This is a genomic window from Nostoc sp. (genome assembly GCF_036919555.1).
Classification (GTDB): domain Bacteria; phylum Cyanobacteriota; class Cyanobacteriia; order Cyanobacteriales; family Nostocaceae; genus Nostoc.
Genome location: NZ_JBALCS010000012.1, coordinates 135,383 through 153,067, shown reverse-complemented (window position 1 = coordinate 153,067; position 17,685 = coordinate 135,383). Strand labels below are relative to the sequence as shown.

General features: G+C 41.6%; 20 protein-coding genes and 1 pseudogene. 9 read left to right on the top strand and 12 right to left on the bottom strand.

The genetic code is table 11. The features are described from left to right. The first annotated feature begins 233 nt into the window (after positions 1–233). Both V7K36_RS05100 and V7K36_RS05095 read left to right on the top strand, forming a co-directional pair. Positions 234–416, top strand: coding sequence for a hypothetical protein (locus V7K36_RS05100; RefSeq protein ID WP_335113716.1), 183 nt, complete (start codon positions 234–236; stop codon positions 414–416). A gap of 286 nt (positions 417–702) precedes the next feature. Further along, complete coding sequence (locus V7K36_RS05095; RefSeq protein ID WP_335113715.1) at positions 703–1,608, top strand: CoB--CoM heterodisulfide reductase iron-sulfur subunit B family protein; 906 nt, start codon at positions 703–705, stop codon at positions 1,606–1,608. A gap of 48 nt (positions 1,609–1,656) precedes the next feature. Here V7K36_RS05095 and V7K36_RS05090 read toward each other — a convergent pair. Next, positions 1,657–1,898: pseudogene (locus V7K36_RS05090) on the bottom strand (zinc ribbon domain-containing protein); the annotation flags it as partial. Between the two features lie 64 nt (positions 1,899–1,962). On the opposite strand from V7K36_RS05090, the gene V7K36_RS05085 reads away from it, so the two are divergent. Both V7K36_RS05085 and V7K36_RS05080 read left to right on the top strand, forming a co-directional pair. Next, positions 1,963–2,313, top strand: coding sequence for a transposase (locus V7K36_RS05085; RefSeq protein ID WP_335113713.1), 351 nt, complete (start codon positions 1,963–1,965; stop codon positions 2,311–2,313). After that, positions 2,279–2,536, top strand: a complete 258-nt coding sequence (locus V7K36_RS05080) for a transposase (protein WP_335113711.1) — start codon at positions 2,279–2,281, stop codon at positions 2,534–2,536. The genes V7K36_RS05085 and V7K36_RS05080 overlap by 35 nt, the downstream gene beginning before the upstream one ends. 333 nt (positions 2,537–2,869) lie before the next feature. Here V7K36_RS05080 and V7K36_RS05075 read toward each other — a convergent pair whose 3' ends face one another. The 6 genes from V7K36_RS05075 to V7K36_RS05050 form a co-directional block, all read right to left on the bottom strand. Then, positions 2,870–4,525, bottom strand: a complete 1,656-nt coding sequence (locus V7K36_RS05075; protein WP_335113709.1) for a PRC-barrel domain-containing protein — start codon at positions 4,523–4,525, stop codon at positions 2,870–2,872. Between the two features lie 20 nt (positions 4,526–4,545). Beyond that, entirely contained in the window at positions 4,546–4,743 is a 198-nt protein-coding gene (locus V7K36_RS05070) for a hypothetical protein (protein ID WP_335092785.1), read from the bottom strand. An 864-nt stretch (positions 4,744–5,607) separates the two neighbouring features. Next, on the bottom strand, positions 5,608–6,660 hold the full coding sequence (gene lpxD, locus V7K36_RS05065; RefSeq protein WP_335113707.1) for a UDP-3-O-(3-hydroxymyristoyl)glucosamine N-acyltransferase: 1,053 nt from the start codon (positions 6,658–6,660) through the stop codon (positions 5,608–5,610). 440 nt (positions 6,661–7,100) lie between these two features. Beyond that, positions 7,101–8,339: an NAD(P)/FAD-dependent oxidoreductase gene (locus tag V7K36_RS05060; protein ID WP_335113706.1), complete on the bottom strand. Its 1,239-nt coding sequence runs from the start codon at positions 8,337–8,339 to the stop codon at positions 7,101–7,103. Positions 8,340–8,388: 49 nt separating this feature from the next. After that, the gene (rd, locus tag V7K36_RS05055; RefSeq protein ID WP_335113704.1) at positions 8,389–8,553 is read right to left on the bottom strand and encodes a rubredoxin; all 165 of its coding nucleotides are present in this window, start codon (positions 8,551–8,553) and stop codon (positions 8,389–8,391) included. A 178-nt stretch (positions 8,554–8,731) separates the two neighbouring features. Beyond that, positions 8,732–8,926, bottom strand: a complete 195-nt coding sequence (locus tag V7K36_RS05050) for a hypothetical protein (RefSeq protein WP_335113702.1) — start codon at positions 8,924–8,926, stop codon at positions 8,732–8,734. A 416-nt stretch (positions 8,927–9,342) separates the two neighbouring features. On the opposite strand from V7K36_RS05050, the gene V7K36_RS05045 reads away from it, so the two are divergent. After that, the gene (locus tag V7K36_RS05045; RefSeq protein ID WP_335113700.1) at positions 9,343–9,906 is read left to right on the top strand and encodes an SRPBCC family protein; all 564 of its coding nucleotides are present in this window, start codon (positions 9,343–9,345) and stop codon (positions 9,904–9,906) included. A 268-nt stretch (positions 9,907–10,174) separates the two neighbouring features. On the opposite strand, the gene clpB is transcribed toward V7K36_RS05045, so the two are convergent. The 3 genes from clpB to V7K36_RS05030 all read right to left on the bottom strand — a co-directional run bounded on the left by clpB (position 10,175) and on the right by V7K36_RS05030 (position 13,792). Beyond that, positions 10,175–12,802 carry an ATP-dependent chaperone ClpB gene (clpB, locus tag V7K36_RS05040; protein WP_335113698.1) on the bottom strand — a complete coding sequence of 876 codons (2,628 nt, stop codon included), beginning with the start codon at positions 12,800–12,802 and terminating at the stop codon, positions 10,175–10,177. Between the two features lie 244 nt (positions 12,803–13,046). After that, positions 13,047–13,433, bottom strand: coding sequence for an HNH endonuclease (locus V7K36_RS05035; protein ID WP_335113696.1), 387 nt, complete (start codon positions 13,431–13,433; stop codon positions 13,047–13,049). Next, the gene (locus V7K36_RS05030; RefSeq protein ID WP_335113694.1) at positions 13,430–13,792 is read right to left on the bottom strand and encodes a hypothetical protein; all 363 of its coding nucleotides are present in this window, start codon (positions 13,790–13,792) and stop codon (positions 13,430–13,432) included. The genes V7K36_RS05035 and V7K36_RS05030 overlap by 4 nt, the downstream gene beginning before the upstream one ends. A 289-nt stretch (positions 13,793–14,081) precedes the next feature. Here V7K36_RS05030 and V7K36_RS05025 point away from each other — a divergent pair, with 289 nt between their 5' ends. From V7K36_RS05025 to V7K36_RS05010, 4 genes are all read left to right on the top strand, one after another. Beyond that, the gene (locus V7K36_RS05025) at positions 14,082–14,465 is read left to right on the top strand and encodes a surface-adhesin E family protein (protein ID WP_335113692.1); all 384 of its coding nucleotides are present in this window, start codon (positions 14,082–14,084) and stop codon (positions 14,463–14,465) included. A 55-nt stretch (positions 14,466–14,520) separates the two neighbouring features. Further along, positions 14,521–14,754, top strand: coding sequence for a hypothetical protein (locus V7K36_RS05020; RefSeq protein WP_335113690.1), 234 nt, complete (start codon positions 14,521–14,523; stop codon positions 14,752–14,754). Positions 14,755–14,936: 182 nt separating this feature from the next. Next, positions 14,937–15,320: a hypothetical protein gene (locus V7K36_RS05015; protein WP_335113688.1), complete on the top strand. Its 384-nt coding sequence runs from the start codon at positions 14,937–14,939 to the stop codon at positions 15,318–15,320. 37 nt (positions 15,321–15,357) lie between these two features. After that, positions 15,358–15,612, top strand: coding sequence for a TIGR02450 family Trp-rich protein (locus tag V7K36_RS05010; protein ID WP_292759785.1), 255 nt, complete (start codon positions 15,358–15,360; stop codon positions 15,610–15,612). Between the two features lie 146 nt (positions 15,613–15,758). On the opposite strand, the gene V7K36_RS05005 is transcribed toward V7K36_RS05010, so the two are convergent. Further along, positions 15,759–15,884 carry a hypothetical protein gene (locus tag V7K36_RS05005; protein ID WP_335113686.1) on the bottom strand — a complete coding sequence of 42 codons (126 nt, stop codon included), beginning with the start codon at positions 15,882–15,884 and terminating at the stop codon, positions 15,759–15,761. Positions 15,885–16,371: 487 nt separating this feature from the next. Continuing rightward, a complete protein-coding gene (locus tag V7K36_RS05000; RefSeq protein ID WP_335113684.1) occupies positions 16,372–16,848 on the bottom strand; it encodes a hypothetical protein in 477 nt (158 codons plus the stop codon). Between the last annotated feature and the right edge of the window lie 837 nt (positions 16,849–17,685).

Below are 17,685 nucleotides of genomic sequence, written 5' to 3'. Positions count from 1 at the left end.
TGACATCCTCACCGTCCTAAATGAGCGATGATTCCTCACCACGCTACCACCCCAACGGGAAGTAGTCGCTGAATGGGGTTGACGCTTCAACAAGCACAGCCTCTACCGAGGTCTTACACGCTCTCCACGTCCGTTTTAAGTCTCGGAATGCCCTGCCGCGACTAACGAACACAAGCAAAAAATGACTTGCTTTGAGCTTCTGGGATAGATTTTAGACAATTGCCCAGTTGCTTTTGTCTACGCCTGCTCTCACCGTAACTGTTTCAACGTGTCTTGAGCCTAGAGGGGGATTTTTAACTCCATTCGCAGTTTATCAAAAAGCCGCCCTAGAAGTGCGTAGCTCTGTATCTCATTTTTTCGGTCAAGCGCGATCGCCTACTGCCAAGGGTTTTTCTGTGAGAAAACCTTTCTTCTAAAAAGAATGAAGTAAGTTTTCTCTTAACACTTGGGCAATGGAGGATGCTACACCATCGCCGATACCGTGTAAATGTTTCGGCTTTCCAATTATTGCTAAAATTTTTTACAATGTCTCGATCAGTATTTACAGCCTTGCTAGCAATGAGAATATGTAGGTAGACGCGGCGGCTTTGAACCTAGACGGTTAAAGGGTCGCCCAACGTCAAACATCAGAACTTCGGTGCTAACAAGGAATGATAAAACAGTTATTGTTTAGAGCGATCGCTCTAACCCAAACATACTTCTATGCTATCTCACACCCTGAAATACGCTTACTTCCCCGGTTGTGTTGCCCAAGGGGCTTGTCGGGAACTTTACCAGTCAACTCAAGCGCTTACGCAAGCACTGGGCATTGAATTGGTTGAACTTAAAAAAGCTGCTTGCTGCGGTTCTGGCACATTTAAAGAAGATTCCCAACTGCTAGAAGATACAGTCAACGCCAGAAATATTGCTTTAGCAGAAGAATTAAATCTGCCTTTACTTACTCATTGCAGCACTTGTCAAGGTGTTATCGGTCACGTCAACGAACACCTGAAAGAATGCAAGACTTCTAACCCTGCCTACATTGAACAGGTTAATGGCTTGCTGCATAAAGAAGGCTGTTCGCCTTATCGCGGCAGTACTGAGGTTAAACATCTCCTCTACGCTTTGGTAACAGATTACGGTTTAGAGGAAATTACCAAACGTGTCACCCGGAAGTTAACTGGATTAAAATGTGCGGCTTTTTATGGCTGTTATCTCCTCCGCGCCCAAAAATCTATCCCCTATGATGACCCCTTCCAACCGGAAGCGATGGAAAATATGTTTCGGGCTGTGGGTGCAACACCAATTTATTACCGAGGGCGGACACAATGTTGTGGTTGGCCGCTTTCTAGTTATGCCACTACCCAATCTTTCAAAATGGCGGGGATGCATATTCAGGACGCTTTGGCATCTGGTGCTGACTGTATAGTTACGCCTTGTCCTTTGTGCCACTTAAATTTAGATTCGCGTCAGCCAGAAGTGGAAAAGGTGATTGAACAGAAGCTAGGTTTACCAGTGTTGCATTTACCTCAGTTAATTGCTTTGGCACTTGGGGTTAGTCCAAAAGAACTAGGTTTAGAACGCCACATTGTTTCCACAAAGCCAGTATTGGAGAAATTAGGATTTTAGTTTGGAAAGTGCAATGTCATCTGGCAAAGGTGGTGCGGTGAACTACTCCTAGTTGCCTACGGCTGAACTAGGAGCTTCTGTAATCACAGGGGAGTGCCTAAACTTAGACTTTCGCCCAAGAGTAGGACTTATCTCCCCTCCTACAGCAGAGACGGCAGAAAAGATTCCGCCTTTAGTATTCTGATGCCCTCGGCTCTAATATTTGCGGCTGCATTGCCATCACGATCATGAAGAGTATTGCAATTAGGACAAGTCCATTCCCGGATATCCTCTTGTCTCTCACTTACTTGAACCTATCCCACTAATCCCCAAATATGATAGCCTATTTCTGAATTGAGAAGGGTGTATCAAACGATGGCAGGACGTTTCGAGGGGTTAAGCAATCTGGAATGGAAATTGTTTGAAGATATATTTCCTACAGAACCAGAAAAATGTGGTAAGGGAATGCCTCATGCACCGTACCGCTATCTGCTAAATAGTCTTTTATACATTTTGATTACTGGATGTCGATGGTGTGACATCCCAAAGGGAGATATATGGGCTTCAAAAAGCGCTTCGCACCGATGGTTAAAGCAATGGCGTGAGGATGGAACGTTTGAATATATACAGGCGCGTGTTCTTGCGGTCGCTGATGAGAAAGGTTTGATAAATTGGGACTTTGGGGCTGTTGATGGCTCTTTTTCCCCCTGGAAAGGGAGGAGGTAAAGAGGTTGTTTATGGCGGTAAGGGAAAAGGAGTGTTAATTCATACACTTACGCAGGGAAATGGAATGCCTTTAGCTAACTGTACAACTCCAGCCAACGGAAATGAAAGAGAGCAGGTATTACCACTGCTAGATAAAGTCAAACTTAAAACTTTAAAGCCTGGTAGACCGCGTAAGAGAGCCAAGGTCTTAGCGACTGATAAAGGTTACGATTCACTCGTATAAACGCGCTGCTTTACGCAAGCGAGGAATTAGACCTCAAATTCCCAAACGAGTTTGGAAAACGAAGAAAAACAGAGGTAGACCAATCAAAATTTCTGTTCCCAGGTTTCAGCAGGAACGTTGTTTTGCCTGGTATCAACGTAAATATCGTCGTTTAGTCGTCCGATGGGAACGTCAAACAGTATATTTTGATTCCTTCATTGACCTTGCAACTATCCATATGTGGATTCAACGGATTTTATTAGTGGGATAGGTTCGTTAAGTTAGGTAACGTCAGACAGTCTCCGACTGCAATTACCGCTTGAGCTTAGAATCCTTGCCCTTGTAGGGCGAGGGTTATGTCAATGAGATTGATTTGACTTCAAGTTGCGATCGCCCATTACCATGATGCGCCAGAGATGCCATTCCATGTTCTTGGGCACGCAGCTCTTGATCAGATATTTCTGGCTCCTTAATATAGACCGAACTCACTAAGATATTCAGGACTCCACTTTCTTCAGCCTGACGGACAGCGCGATGAGTAATCAATTCACCCACATTTAGAATCACGTTGTCTTCTGGATCAAGAATGACGCGGGTAACTGGACGACCCAGTGCTTGTTCAATTCGTTGCTTCTTCATCGCCCGTGTGCTGCGTCCTTGTAACTTTTCTGCCTGATCTTTCAAAGCTTGCCAGAAAGTGTTGAGGTTCTTTTGGGCAACGCTTGCTTGATCGCGCAATTGAACTTTGGTTTCTAACCATGTGTCACTTGCGGTAGAACTAACTGCACTTGCCAGAGCCAGACCAGCAGCGTTCAGTAATTCTACTTCTTTGCCGTAAATTTGGGCGCGTTCAAGGACGGATTCAGTTACAATCTGCCCAGATGCTGCAATAATTAAGCCATCGTTAGCACGCACTGTTTGCAGGACTCTGCGCCCTCTTGCCTGCTGGATCGCCACATATTCTGCCAGCCCATCAACCGAGTGACGTAGGTTAGCAGCACCTTTCTGAGTTGCGCTCTGAATTTGATTGCTAGTAGATTCTGTTGCTGCTTTCAAATTGCGGCTGATGTTTGCAGTCAGACTGCCACCCGTAGCTCGATAGAGTTCATCGAGGATGCTCATACGAGTGGCTGCTTCTGCATCGACTAGCGTGACTTCCTGCCCCTGTAGTAGGAGTACACTACCGTCTGGAGTCAGCACATCCCGCTCAACATGCTTGCCAATCACATATATTTTTTGCTCCGCAGGGTCAACCAGATTGTTTGTCAGAGAGGCAGATGCATCTCGATTGAGGTCTTGCAGTTTGCTGCTAGTAGCATCAGTTGCGGCTTGCAGTTGCTCACCTGCATTATCGCTTGCTGACTGTAGCCTGCGGTTCACATTCTCTACTGAGCTTTGCAGTTGCTCACCTGCCGACTGGCTGGCTTTTTGTAGTCTGCGGTTAGCCGTTTGGGCCGATTCTTGCAACCTGTCTTCAGTTGCTTGGACGGCTCCCCGGATACCACCGACCTGTTCTTGCATCATCTGAGCAGTTTCTGGAGGCACAAAGGTAACATCGTAACCAATTGTCAGCGTTTCGGGAGCGGGAACGAACGATCGCCCCGAGTAAGCATCGGCAAATACACCGCCAGAAACTTCGTATCCTTCCACCAGTCCACTATGCTCATCGAAGAACAAATCAACTAGTGCACCAAGGTCGAGTCCCTCAGTGGTCAGAATTCTCGTTCCTTTTAGGACGATATTCTGGTGGAGAATCTCTTTAATTGCAGGGACACGATGTACCTTAACAACAGATTCTTTCGAGTTAACGACGATCGCATCTAACCCGATCGCTTGCACCTCTTCTAGGGGAATGACTTTTGCACCCCGAAATAGTCCCTTCTCTTCAACGAGGAAACCCAAAAGTTGATTGTGTTTTTGATCAAAAATTAAATCTATAATTCGCTCAATTTTCTTACCATTGTCATAGGTAACAACTACTTTATCGATAACATCACTACCTTTACGCATTTATCTATCCCTCGCAGTTTTTATTGATTGGGTTGTCCAGTCACTTGTTCGTTGGTTGGCTGAATTTTTAGCTGAAAGTATCGTCCCTCTCTGCCAAAACCCGGAACTATGTCAATAACGCCAAAGTATTCTAGGAGTACCCCAAAGATGGCAACAAGGGTGATGAGAACGGTGATGTTTGCTCCAGTGTTAGAGCGCTGTCCTACGAGCCTGGGCATTTTTTCCTCTTATTTCTTATTGTTTTTTTATCGTCAAGCTTGCTGTAAAAATCAGACAAGTTTGTTTACATCATTTGTACGTACATATCTATCCTCCGGCATATGCGATCGTTCAGTTTCCTCTTCAGAAAGAAATAAATTCAACAAATATATTTCTCAAAGTAGATGTATTAGCTATTTATTATCCAGACTTTTTTTAGGAAAAATAAATATTTTTATTTCTAACTTTAATAAGAATATTGTAATACTTCAAGGATAATTTTAGTTAATATATTTGTGAGCCATTGTTAAAAATTAAATTTCTTCGCACAAACTATACAACCTATACGCTATTCAAACATTCGCTGAAACATGATTTGAAAATGCTCTAATCACTCAAAATCCCGTTTTGTAGACGAGCCAGTGCGTTGCTTTTGGTACTTTTACCAATGACTCATCTATACTTAGATCCGGTTATCTTCTTCGGAGCGCCCGTTTTCGGCGACGTTATTGCTGTGACTGAGGATGTCAGTTTGACTGCGCTCACTTCTGAGATTATATTTATTATCTAAGGCTTTCAGTAATCAGAGATCCTACACGACATTTGCGATCGCAAATTTTCCTGGTTATGGTATCTATGCCTTTGGGATTGTATTTGCCACACCGAAATAAATTTTGGATTTTAGATTTTAGATTGAAAAGAGCAATCAAGTCACGGGCAAGTCAAGTAATTTTAGATTTATTCTCGCAAAGAAAACGGGGGCAATTCTTGGAAATGCTCTCGCCTTCAGACCTATTTAAATTTTGGATTTTGAATCTTCAATCCAAAATCCAAAATTTAAAATCTAAAATTCGGTGATGTGAGGAATGGAGGTTTAGATGAAGTTAATCATTGCTATTGTTCAATTTACGTTGTAATTGTTTTAGCGATTGATACATATCTGGTAGGCGACTATAAACAGCACATACCTTGAGATATAGTTTATGAGGAATGGCTGGAGTTCCAGAGACAATTTCTCCTGCTGCAACATCGTGTAAAATGCCAGTTCGAGCCGAAGCGATCGCCCCATCACCAATTTTCGCTTGATTGGCAATTCCTACTTGCCCAGCTAAGATTACCCGATTCCCAAGTTGTACAGCGCCCGCCATCCCAGCCTGACCGGCGATCGCACAGCCTGAACCGATTTGGCAACCATGACCTATTTGCACTAAGTTATCAATTACTGTATTGCGACCGATCCGGGTTTCTCCGACGGCTGGGCGGTCAATGGCGCTATTGCAGCCTACTTCTACACTATCTTCTAAGACTGTATAGCCAGATTGTTGCATTTTGAACCAACCAGTCCGGGTAGGAACAAAACCAAAGCCTTCTGCACCGATGACAGCACCACTGTGAATGACGCAATCTGCACCAATGTGGGTACGTTCGTGGATGGTACAGTTGGCGTGTAAGGTGGTGCGATCGCCTATTTTGACATCTGGATAAATCACCACATTCGGATGAATGATTGCGCCATTGCCAATTTCTACCCCTTGTTGAATCACAGTATGGGGGCCAATATAAACATCACTACCAACTTTTGCGGTGGAGTGAATCACAGCAGTGGGATGAATTTCTGGGATGGGGCGATATGCTTGGTAAAAAAGTGCAATCGCTTTGGCAAACAACAGTCGCGGATCTGAGGTCGCTAGCCAGACAATACCGCTTTGGTGTGCAAGCACCTGTAATTTTTCGTCCTGGGGCAAAATTAAAGCACTAGCATTGGTCTTGCCGATAAAAGACCCAAATTTTGCACCTTCTACGTAGCTGAGAGTACCGATGGTAGCTTCATCAATAGCTGCTATCCCGGTAATTTCTGGGTCATGGTCTGGGTTGCTAGTCAGGCTATGATTGGTGGCGCCGTCACCAAATTGGCGGAGGATTTCGCTGAATTTCATTGTTGGGTATGTTCAAAATTGATCTACAAAGGATGGTAGCTTTATTTTTGCCGCTTTGTACTAGCCAGATAATTATTAGTAATTAAGATAGCGATTATTCATAGTCCAGAAAATTTGAGGTTTTTAAATGATTAATAATATCCAAGAATTAAGAGAGCATCTTTTTGATAATAAATTTTAACGAGAACTGTTATAGTAGTCTGCTACATTAATTTTGATAAGTTCGTAGTCAAGATTTTATATCAGGTTCGGTTAAACACTTATAATATCTACTTTGTTGGGTTGAGGAACGAAACCCAACATTTGCTCCTTGTTCATGTTGGGTTTCACTGCCGTTCAACCCAACCTACATTGATAGATTTTATTACAAGTAATCACCCGAACTTGATATTAGTCCTGACTACGAACTCTCTTAAACTGTCATAATCCCTGTGGTGATACTAGTCGCTAGTCGCCATTGCTATCCCTGCTAAATAGCCGGTTGTCCAAGCACTTTGGAAGTTAAATCCACCGGTAACGCCATCAATATCTAAGATTTCCCCGGCAAAATAAAGACCAGGAACTAATCTACTTTCCATTGTCTTGAAGTTGACTTCTTTGAGGTTGACGCCGCCACAGGTAACAAATTCTTCTTTGAAGGCTCCTTTACCGTTGATTAAATATTGTCCTTGAGTGAGTTCTTGCACCAATTGATTTAAGGTTTTACTAGATATTTCTGCCCAACGGTCTTCTATGGTAATGCCTGCACGGGCAATGATATATTGCCAGAGACGATGGGGTAGGTCAACGCCGCGATGCAATGCGATCGCTTTCTTTCCCCATTCATCCTTAACTGCTAAAACTTTTTCTCGCACTTGTTCTTGGTGCATAAGGGGCAGCCAATTAATTAACAATTTGCTTTGATAGCGGCTTTCGTGCAGAACTCTCGCACCCCAAGCAGAAAGCTTTAAAACGGCGGGGCCACTCAAACCCCAATGGGTAATTAGCAATGGGCCAGTTTGTTGTAATGGGGATTTTCCGCCCGCAGATAACCGCAATTGAGCAGGGTTAACGCTAACTCCAGCTAATTCCCTCAGCTTTTGATCGAGAATATTGAAGGTAAATAACGAGGGTACTGGCGGTTCAATTTGATGACCTAACTCTCGAACAATTTTATAACCCACAGGGCTGCTGCCGGTTGCCAGAAGTAGGCGATCGCATTTAATCGTCTCTCCCGACTTCAGAAGAATTTCAAACCCCCCATCTGCTGCGGTTCGTTTCACTGAAGTTACGTGTGTACCGATACGGAGTTTTACTCCAGATGTCGCCACTGCTTTAATTAGACATTCCACAATGGTTTCTGAAGTGTTGGTGACAGGAAACATCCGGCCATCAGCTTCAGTTTTGAGATAGACTCCACCAGCAGCAAACCAAGCTACTGTATCTTGAGGCCCAAAGCGAGTCAAAGCACCCCGCAAAGCTTTTGCACCTCTGGGGTAATTTTGTACTAACTCCTCAGAGTCAAAGCAAGCATGAGTAACGTTGCAGCGTCCGCCACCAGAAATTAGCACTTTCGCTAGGGGTTGGCGACTGGCTTCGAGTAAAGTAACTTGGGCTTGAGGATTGGCTTTAGCACAAGCAAGAGCGCCAAAAAATCCTGCTGCCCCACCCCCAATAACTACGATTTGTAACGGTAGCAAGTTCTAAAATTTCTCAATAGCACGTACTTTACTAGGCTAGCCGTTATCTTCACTCTTCAACTAGTTCAAATTGGTCTTTTGTGGCACCACAAACTGGACATGACCAATCATCTGGTATATCTTCAAAAGCTGTTCCCGGTTCTATGTCATTATCTGGATCGCCTACTTCTGGGTCATATTCATAGGCGCAAACAGTACATACATACTTTGCCATGCTCGTTTCCTCTAGTAAATTGTTAGCATTGCTTCACTATTAAATACTTTTAGTAGTGAGTCAAAATAGGCACGCTACAATTCTTAAAAGAGACTACGGCACGAAAATCATCAAATAAAGGCGCGTCCTTTGGGGGAAATTTCCGAGATTGTCCCAGCTATCCTCAAAATAAATCAGATTAAAAACGCCACCATCTCCTTTGGACATAACTGATAATGGCTATTGCGATCGCCCCAAGTAGCAATACGCAAATAATTCCACCTGGAATAAAAGTGAGAATACCAAAGCCTCTCAGTACCCAGACGGCGACGCTAATGCCGAGAAGGATACCAAAAATCTGGATTAATCTACGATTTAAAGAAGATTGACTCACCTACTTTTCCTCTCAACTCAACAGACATTACATTTGATATTGACAATAAAATATGAAGTTACGATGAAGTTACAGTTTCATCATAAATAACACATAAAAATCGAGAAATGATATCCAAACGTTGGGCTAAGGTGCTTGATATTAGGTAGTGTTTGTGCAATTCTAGCTGTTAACAACGCAGTTTTTCATCTACAAATATTGCTTTGAGAAAACTCACTTAAGTATTGATTGTGTTAATTGTGTTAAGAAATACAGGTTTGATCGTAAACTGTCTGAAATAATTACCAAAAAGCCACCTTTCCAAAATAAGTATTAGACTGGAACTAAAATTTAGTGGGTTGGATCTAAATCAAGTTTTATGACTTGTAGTTTCAGCTTCATTTAGGTGGATGAGTTGAGGAGTAACTTAAATCATTATGTCTGCGTCTTATATATCAGACTCAATTATTGCAGGATCAGATATGGCTTGGAATCAAGACAAGCAAAGGTTGCTCGTAGAGGGTGAAATTTTGGTAGAAACGCGATCGCACAAGACGTGGGGTGGCGCTGTGACAGCCTGGATGTATTTGCCGATGGTGCGATCGCAAGTCTGGCAGCAACTAACTGATTACCCTTGTTGGGTACAATATTTTCCTGACATCATCAAAAGCGAAGTTTTGCATAAAGGCGATACCAAACATCTGTATCAAGTAGCACAAAAAGCCTTTGTCTTTTTCACGGCTCAAGTTGAAATTTATCTCAACGTCGTGGAAGTACTAGGTCAACAAATCCAATTCCGTATGGAGAAAGGAACTTTTCTGGACTTTACAGCCAAGTTGGAGCTAGAAGATTGTGGTAATGGTACTCTACTAGCTTACAGTGTGCAAGCTACGCCTAATATCCCCATACCTTCAATTTTTATTCAACAAGCCATGAACTTTGAATTACCTACGAATATGCGTAAAATGCGACAAGTTATGTGTAAGAATCAAGCGTATTGATCTTTAATTAGCTGGTAAGTAAGTGGACGTGAATAATTAAAGGTTTGTAGTAAGGACCAAGCCCCTACTAGGAACCAATTTAATTAGATTTAAATTGCGTAACATGGTTAAATTTATTCTTGCCCACTTACTTAAAGGGACTGACAAATAAAAAAACATCCCAAATTTTATTGTGGGATGGGTGTCCTCACCCGTCCCATATCCAGGGCGGGCAGGACTTCGGCGTGAGCGCTCAGTCGAACGCTGCCCACCCCACAAGATGGATAATTTATTTCTTGGAAGTCCCAAACACCTCGACTGGTAAACGGCTAAACGATAACCTTTCATTTTGCACATCTACAAAAATAGTGTCGCCGTCGTTGAATTCGCCGCGCAAGATGTATTTAGCAATTTGAGTTTCTAACTCTCGCTGAATCGCCCGTTTCAGTGGACGCGCCCCATATACTGGGTCATACCCTACTTCTGCTAAAAAGTCAAGTGCAATATCCGAGAGTTTGAGAGATATTTTGCGATCGCTAAGTCTTTTCCGCAATCTCTCAACTTGCAACAGCACAATTTGCCGCAATTCCTTCTTATCTAAACCGTGGAAGATGATGATTTCGTCAACTCGGTTCAGGAACTCTGGACGGAAGCTATTTCGCATCGCCTCCATGACTCGACGGCGCATTTCGTCGTAGTGGGCGTTATCTCCGGCGACATCGAGAATATACTGTGAACCGATGTTGCTGGTCATGATGATAATAGCGTTTTTGAAGTCCACCTTATGACCTTGGGCATCAGTGACGCGGCCATCATCAAGAATTTGCAGGAATATATTGAATACATCGGGGTGTGCTTTCTCGATTTCGTCGAAGAGAATCACTGAGTAAGGACGGCGACGAATCGCTTCTGTAAGTTGTCCGCCTTCTTCGTAACCCACGTATCCTGGAGGCGCACCAATCAGCCTGGAGACGGCGTGTTTCTCCATATACTCAGACATATCGATTCGCACCAGCGCATCTTCGCTATCGAACATATAAGCCGCCAGTGCTTTCGCCAATTCAGTTTTACCCACACCCGTCGGCCCAAGGAAAATAAAGCTAGCGATAGGACGATTAGGATCAGCCAATCCAGCGCGCGATCGCTGAATTGCATCGGCTACCGCTGTGACTGCTTCTTCTTGTCCAATCACGCGGTGGTGCAGTTCATCTTCTAAATGCAGCAGTTTCTCTTTCTCAGATTCCACCAACTTGCTAATCGGAATCCCTGTCCATTTAGAAATAATTTCAGCAATATCACCTTCTGTGACTTCTTCCCGTAATAGTGATTTACCACTTCTTTGAGTGCTTGCCAATTCAGCTTCTACTGCTTCCAATTGACGATGCAAACTGGTTAAAGTGCCGTATTTCAACTCCGCGGCGCGATTAAGATCGTAGTCGCGTTCTGCTTGCTGAATCTCTAAGTTAGCCTGTTCAATCTCTTTTTTAACGGACTGAATTTTGTCAATAATATCTTTTTCAGATTGCCATTGAGTATTGAGTGTTCTTTGTTCTTCCTTGAGATCGGCAATTTCTTTTTCCAGTCTTTCTAGACGTTCACGAGAAGCTGCATCACTCTCTTTTTGCAGCGAAAGCTTCTCCATTTCCAATTGCAGAATCTTGCGATCAATTTCGTCGAGTTCTTCAGGTTTGGAGGTAATCTCCATTTTCAGTCTAGCGGCCGCTTCGTCTACCAAGTCAATTGCTTTATCTGGTAAGAAGCGATCGCTAATATATCGACTCGATAATATCGCTGCTGCAACTAAAGCACTATCAGAAATCTTTACCCCGTGGTGGTTTTCATAACGTTCTCTCAACCCGCGCAAAATCGAAATACTATCTTCCACACTAGGCTGATCTACATAAACTTGCTGGAAACGTCTTTCCAGTGCCGCATCTTTTTCGATATATTTGCGGTATTCATCCAACGTTGTCGCCCCAATACAGCGCAATTCGCCCCGCGCCAACATCGGTTTTAACAAGTTACCCGCATCCATCGCGCCTTGGGTTGCACCGGCACCGACAACGGTGTGAATTTCATCAATAAATAAAACAATCTTACCGCCAGATTCGGTAACTTCTTTTAATACTGCTTTCAGACGTTCTTCAAATTCACCCCGAAATTTTGCCCCTGCAATCAAAGCACCCATATCTAAAGCGATTAGCTTGCGGTCTTTGAGGGATTGAGGTACATCACCTGCAATAATGCGCTGTGCTAATCCTTCGGCGATCGCAGTTTTACCAACACCTGGTTCACCAATTAACACGGGGTTATTCTTGGTGCGGCGTGATAAAATTTGGATGGTGCGACGAATCTCATCATCTCGCCCAATCACTGGATCGAGTTGACCTTTATGGGCGGCTTCTGTGAGGTCACGCCCGTATTTTTCCAGTGCTTCGTATTTGCCTTCTGGATTTTGGTCGGTCACTTTTTGGCTCCCCCGAATTTGTTTAATAATATCTTTTAGTTTGCTTTCGTCTAAACCGAATTCTTGAAATAAACCTTTGCCAAAGCGGTCATCTTTAGCGTAAGCCAGCAATAAGTGTTCAATTGAAATATATTCATCTTGAAACTCTTTGCGATATCCGTCTGCTCGATCTAGAAGTGTATCCAAGCTGCGTCCCAAGTAGACAGAACTGCTGGTACCGGATACTTTTGGCTGACGTTGGAAAAATTGTTCAGTGCGATCGCGCAGTTTTTGAAGATTAATACCCGCCTTTGTGAGAATCCCAGTTGCTAGACCATCTTGTTCTAGCAGTGCTTTCATCAGATGTTCACTTTCTATCTGCTGTTGTTGATATTGTTTAACAATATCAGGGGTATGGGCGATCGCTTCCCAGGCTTTTTCTGTAAATTGGTCAGGATTAGTAGGTTGCATAGGATTTTTGAGGAACGTAGAGGCTTAGTAGCTTGTCGAAGCGGCGGTTCGGACCTATCTGAACTTTTGAAGACGGGCTACCACCAAGACATCAAGTAAATAAAATTTCTTTCTGTTCTCAATAGATATTGTAAGAAGAGGAGAGCGATCGCCTAGATCGGTGTTCACATCTTGTAAAAGTGGTATTTTCCCCTAGTTCCGATTTTCCTATTTATTGTTGTGCTGTACGACTACGGAAACAAACTCAAGCGAATCCATAATTGTCGGGCTGCCACTTGAGAAGTACTGTTATCTCCAAATATTCGATAGTGACTTTTCCAGAGGAAGTAATGCCTATAATCTTGCCAGATTGAGTATCAACCTGAAAATGCTCACTCCACTTATCCTGTCTGGGATGAAAAAAAGTAACTTCAGTGTTGGAAGCAGGCATAATGCCACTAATACGAGTTCCTTTACGGAGATTACACGAGCGACACGCAAGGGCTAAATTTGCTTCCTGATTTTCACCTTGCCGAGAGAGCGGGATGATATGCTCAACCTCAAATGGAAAATTAAAGATTAGTTCAGGGGCTTGGCAGTACTCACAACGATGGTTGGCTCGTTGTGCGATCGCAGCGTAATACCGATTCACAAACTCTTTTGCTGTATCAATGCAGCTGTTCGGGCTGCTGCTGCTCTTAATTCAGTCTCAACCAAAGTATCTAACTCTGCTTGTTGCGCTGGTGGTAATGCTTGCCCCTGATCTCGTGCCAACCGCCATAAACTCATCAATTCCGATAACCGTTTTTGTTGTTTAGCGCTAAAAAACGGGTCAGGGCTAAAATTTTGAATGACAAGCAGTGCGCTGAACTCCGTTTCACCCAACTGAGTAGTTAACGCATCTAGGGCTTGCCCCGCAGTTTTGCCAACAGAGTGCTTATCCCCTGCAATGGCGCGATAAGTTTTTTCACCATCAGCATCAAAGATTGGCAATATTGCTACTGTTGTCATGCTTCCAGTTTGGAATCCTTTGCCTCAAATTATAGCTCTACGCGAACAACCCCTGAGCAAGCGATTGAAAATTGTAAAAAGCGATTATAGGAAATTCATACTTGCTTTATAAATTAGTTTTTACTTAAAGGGTGTTACCAGATTAAGTTTGAGCAGAATTACTGAACCAGTTATAGGTAATAGACAAATAAAATATGGTATCTGATAAAACTGCTAAAAAGTAGTTATACTCTTGCATGCAAAAATCAGATTTGAACCATGCACAAATTTTAATTAAGATATCAGTTTTATGAAACGAATTCTAGGATTAGCAATTGCTTCTTTAATAGCATTTCCTTCGACTGTATTGGCTGCTGATTGGGTTTTAGTTAGTGAATCATCGTCGGGTAATCGCATTTTTATTGATAACGAGTCCTATGAAAAACGAGGAACCATAGCGTGGTATTGGAAAATGATAGAAAGAGTACAACCTGATGAAACCGGAGTTACTCGCAGAATAATCTTTGAGTCTACAGACTGCCGTAATCATACTTATCGCATGAGACAATTAATTTCTTATAACAGCAATGGCCAAGTCATTTTTAGTAGAAACGATGGAGATAATGGGCCTCTCGATCAATTTGTTCCTGGCACTATTGGTGAGAATATTTTGAAAGCTGTATGCTCTCGCTAACTGACAATTGATAAGTTTTTTATAGAAAGCAGATGAAAAAAATAAGATAAGTACAATGAATTCACAAGCAGCCATCAAAGAAACGCTCAAAGCTTTTTCGATTAATATTGATGACATTTTAGAGACGCTTATTAAACAAAATTATTCCCAAGAAAGAGATTTGGAACAGGTAAAGTTATATTTAAAAGATGTGAAATGGTCAAGTAGATATTTTATAAGGTCAACTACACTTAATCGCATTGAAAACAGCTTACCCCCGAAAGCTAAAGCTTACTATTTTTTTTCTTAGAATGTATGGGTAACTGTATTAACAATATTTATATAGACATGGTAATAAACAAAATTAATCCTTCATAAGTATAAATCTAAATGCATACACCAAGCATCACCTATTAAAATTCTTCAACCTTGCCTCCACCATTCTTCTCCTGCCCCCACACAGAGTTACCATAATTCCAGGTCGCCTAGTTGATGCTGAAAATGATTGACCCCTATGACTTTGAAGATGATGACTTTGACTTTGAGGATGAGGATTTCTTGAAAATAAAACCCATCAGCCAAATGACTGAAGGGGAAAAGCTACATCGCTTTAAGCGGTTCTTCGACAGCAGCAGCCGTGCTATGTTGCAAGACTGTCTATTTCGCATCGTCAATTACGAAGATGGTACCGGCACGTTAGAAATTCTTTGCCCTAATGAAGTTGTAAGACAACGGCTTTCCAAGAAGAAGCGCAAAATTACCAACAACATCAACACCTGCTGGAGCCATATCAGATGGTTTTCGCTATGTGTCCAGCAAGATAGTGAGTTGCATTGTCAGAAGTTTACCCGTAATGGTGATTTGGTGACATCTTAGCTGGGGACTGGGGAAGCAGAGGAGAGACAATTGAGTAATGACAAAAAAACAAAAATTTCCTTACCTAGTAGGTTCTAAGTGGACGGCACAGCAAAAAGTTGATGGCTGGCGCCACTTCCAAGTCGTCAACCGAAAAAATCAGGCTAAATGGGTTTACGCCGAAATGGTTGCGGCTTGTGATCCGAAAGTCCGTTTCTGGATAAATGCCAAATTATTACAAGATAACTCTCAGTGGCAAGCTGGCTGGCAAACATTACAAGAAATCCAGGAACTTGAAACTGAGGTGTCCTGATTGCCTTAAACCCCACAGCCAAAAGATTTTAACCTCACTTCCATTCCTCTCTCTTTTAGGATAGAAGCTCACTTTTACCCCTTAAAGGATAAAGTGGCTGTTTTTAAACCATTAAGTGGCCCCAGAACAGAACCTAAGACGGAAAGTCATCTATTTCTGGCATTAGCAAATACCGTTGCTGCATTTGCTGAACCTATATAACGCCAATGCCAAGGTTCAAAAGCAATTCCCATCAAACGGAGGAGGTAAGATTTGTTTTTAATTTTTTGCATAATAAATAAATTTAATCAGTAAAATTTTGACTGGATTCTATCTTCCATTTATTCTATACAAATTGGAAATTGTAACGTACTATTCTAGTTTTAAAATCTGTTTAGCTAGGAATAACATTTCCCTTTTTATCAAATAATTTTCTATCTTCAGTCACCTTGACTGTAATTGTTGCTTGACTACCGTTACATGTAGGTTCGCTAGAGAGTAAATAAATTTTTACCAAATAAAAATTATATGAATACAAATAAAAGCGGTAACAATATTAACTCCTATTTAAGTTCGGAAAAAGAAGGGAGAGAGTATATTACACTTTGACGGATGCAAATCCGTTTTTAGCTGTACGGTTGGCAAGTAAAATTGAAGACTATAAGATGTTTATATGAAATTGGACAAATGCTGGCAAGCTCTGAAAAAGAGATAACAAACTAATACTTATACCGTTATTTTTCAATAAAATAACATACATTATTTTACATTTTTATAAGTTTAATCTTTTTGGCTTTCACAACCTTCTACACAAGAAAGGTGAAAACCTGTGAGTATATTCCATAATTTTACTAGGCTGATATTTTTATTATTAAAGGTGAATTTAGCTTGACCCTGTTGGATTTTTTTAGAATTAATAGCTGCGATTAATATTGTTTTTGCGTTGCTATCATTTGGAATCAAATCCAAAGCTATTTTTGCATTAATGATAGCTGTATCCCAATCTTGCTTCATACCCGCATCTCTAGCTATGAAGACATACTTAAAATAACCATCAGGAGCGTGTTTATAAGCAGTACGCCACATTAAAGGAGGTTGTTCGCAGAAATCATCGTTTATAGTGCCATAATATGTGTCCCCCTCAAATTTAAAAGTACAGGATTGACTTTCTTGTGCAGAAGCAAACGAGCCTGTAGCCATTACTATTCCCCAGGATATTAAGAAAACGCCCAAAATTTTATTCAAAAAATTATTCATATTTTACATTTAAAAAAATTTATTATGACAGTAAAAGTATTATCTAAAACTGTATGTTATTTGCCTTATAACATCATCGTCATCCGCAAATATTGGTAAAGAATATTTATTTTTTAAAAATAATTTATGTAATTAGGCACAACGAAGTAATCGCTTGCTGTATCGGGTGCTTGGGTTGCACGTTATCAAGTCCGGCAAAACCTGAACAATACTGGTACTATAAGTTACAATTTTTACTCCATGCTTCCAATTTGCAACATCATCTAAACTGACCAAATACAAGCATTTAGGCAAAGCTGCTACAGTATAAAATGTATTATCTGATACTGCTGAGAATTGCAATACACTTTGTATTTTTAAGTATTATATAAGCTCAAACCTTCAATCTGTGGTTGCGGCTTTTGTTTGTAACACTTTTGTATATCGATTTGTAACACTTTCGTCAACAGTATCTTTGAATCTTACTCCCCTTCCCTTGTAAGGAAGGGGTTGGGGGTTAGGTCTGTCTTTAACTCAACCCAGAAGCGCTATATTTTGCAAATTAATAATATTTTACAAAACCACACTAACTTACTTTCAAGCAGCAATTAAAGGGTCTTTGCTACCGACTGAAAACTGGCAATTTATCTGCGATCGCAAATTGCAGTAGTATTTCCAGCATCCGGCTGCATATACCTCTCTTTACCCTTGACCCTGCGCCGCAATACCCTGAAAACAGGTTGTAGGAACATCAGCTAATTCTATAAAAACCATTCAAAGAAGCTAATTATAGCTTTTTTTATTTTGTAACTATTTTTATAAAAATAATTAATAAAAAGTTTTTATTTACTGTTTTTA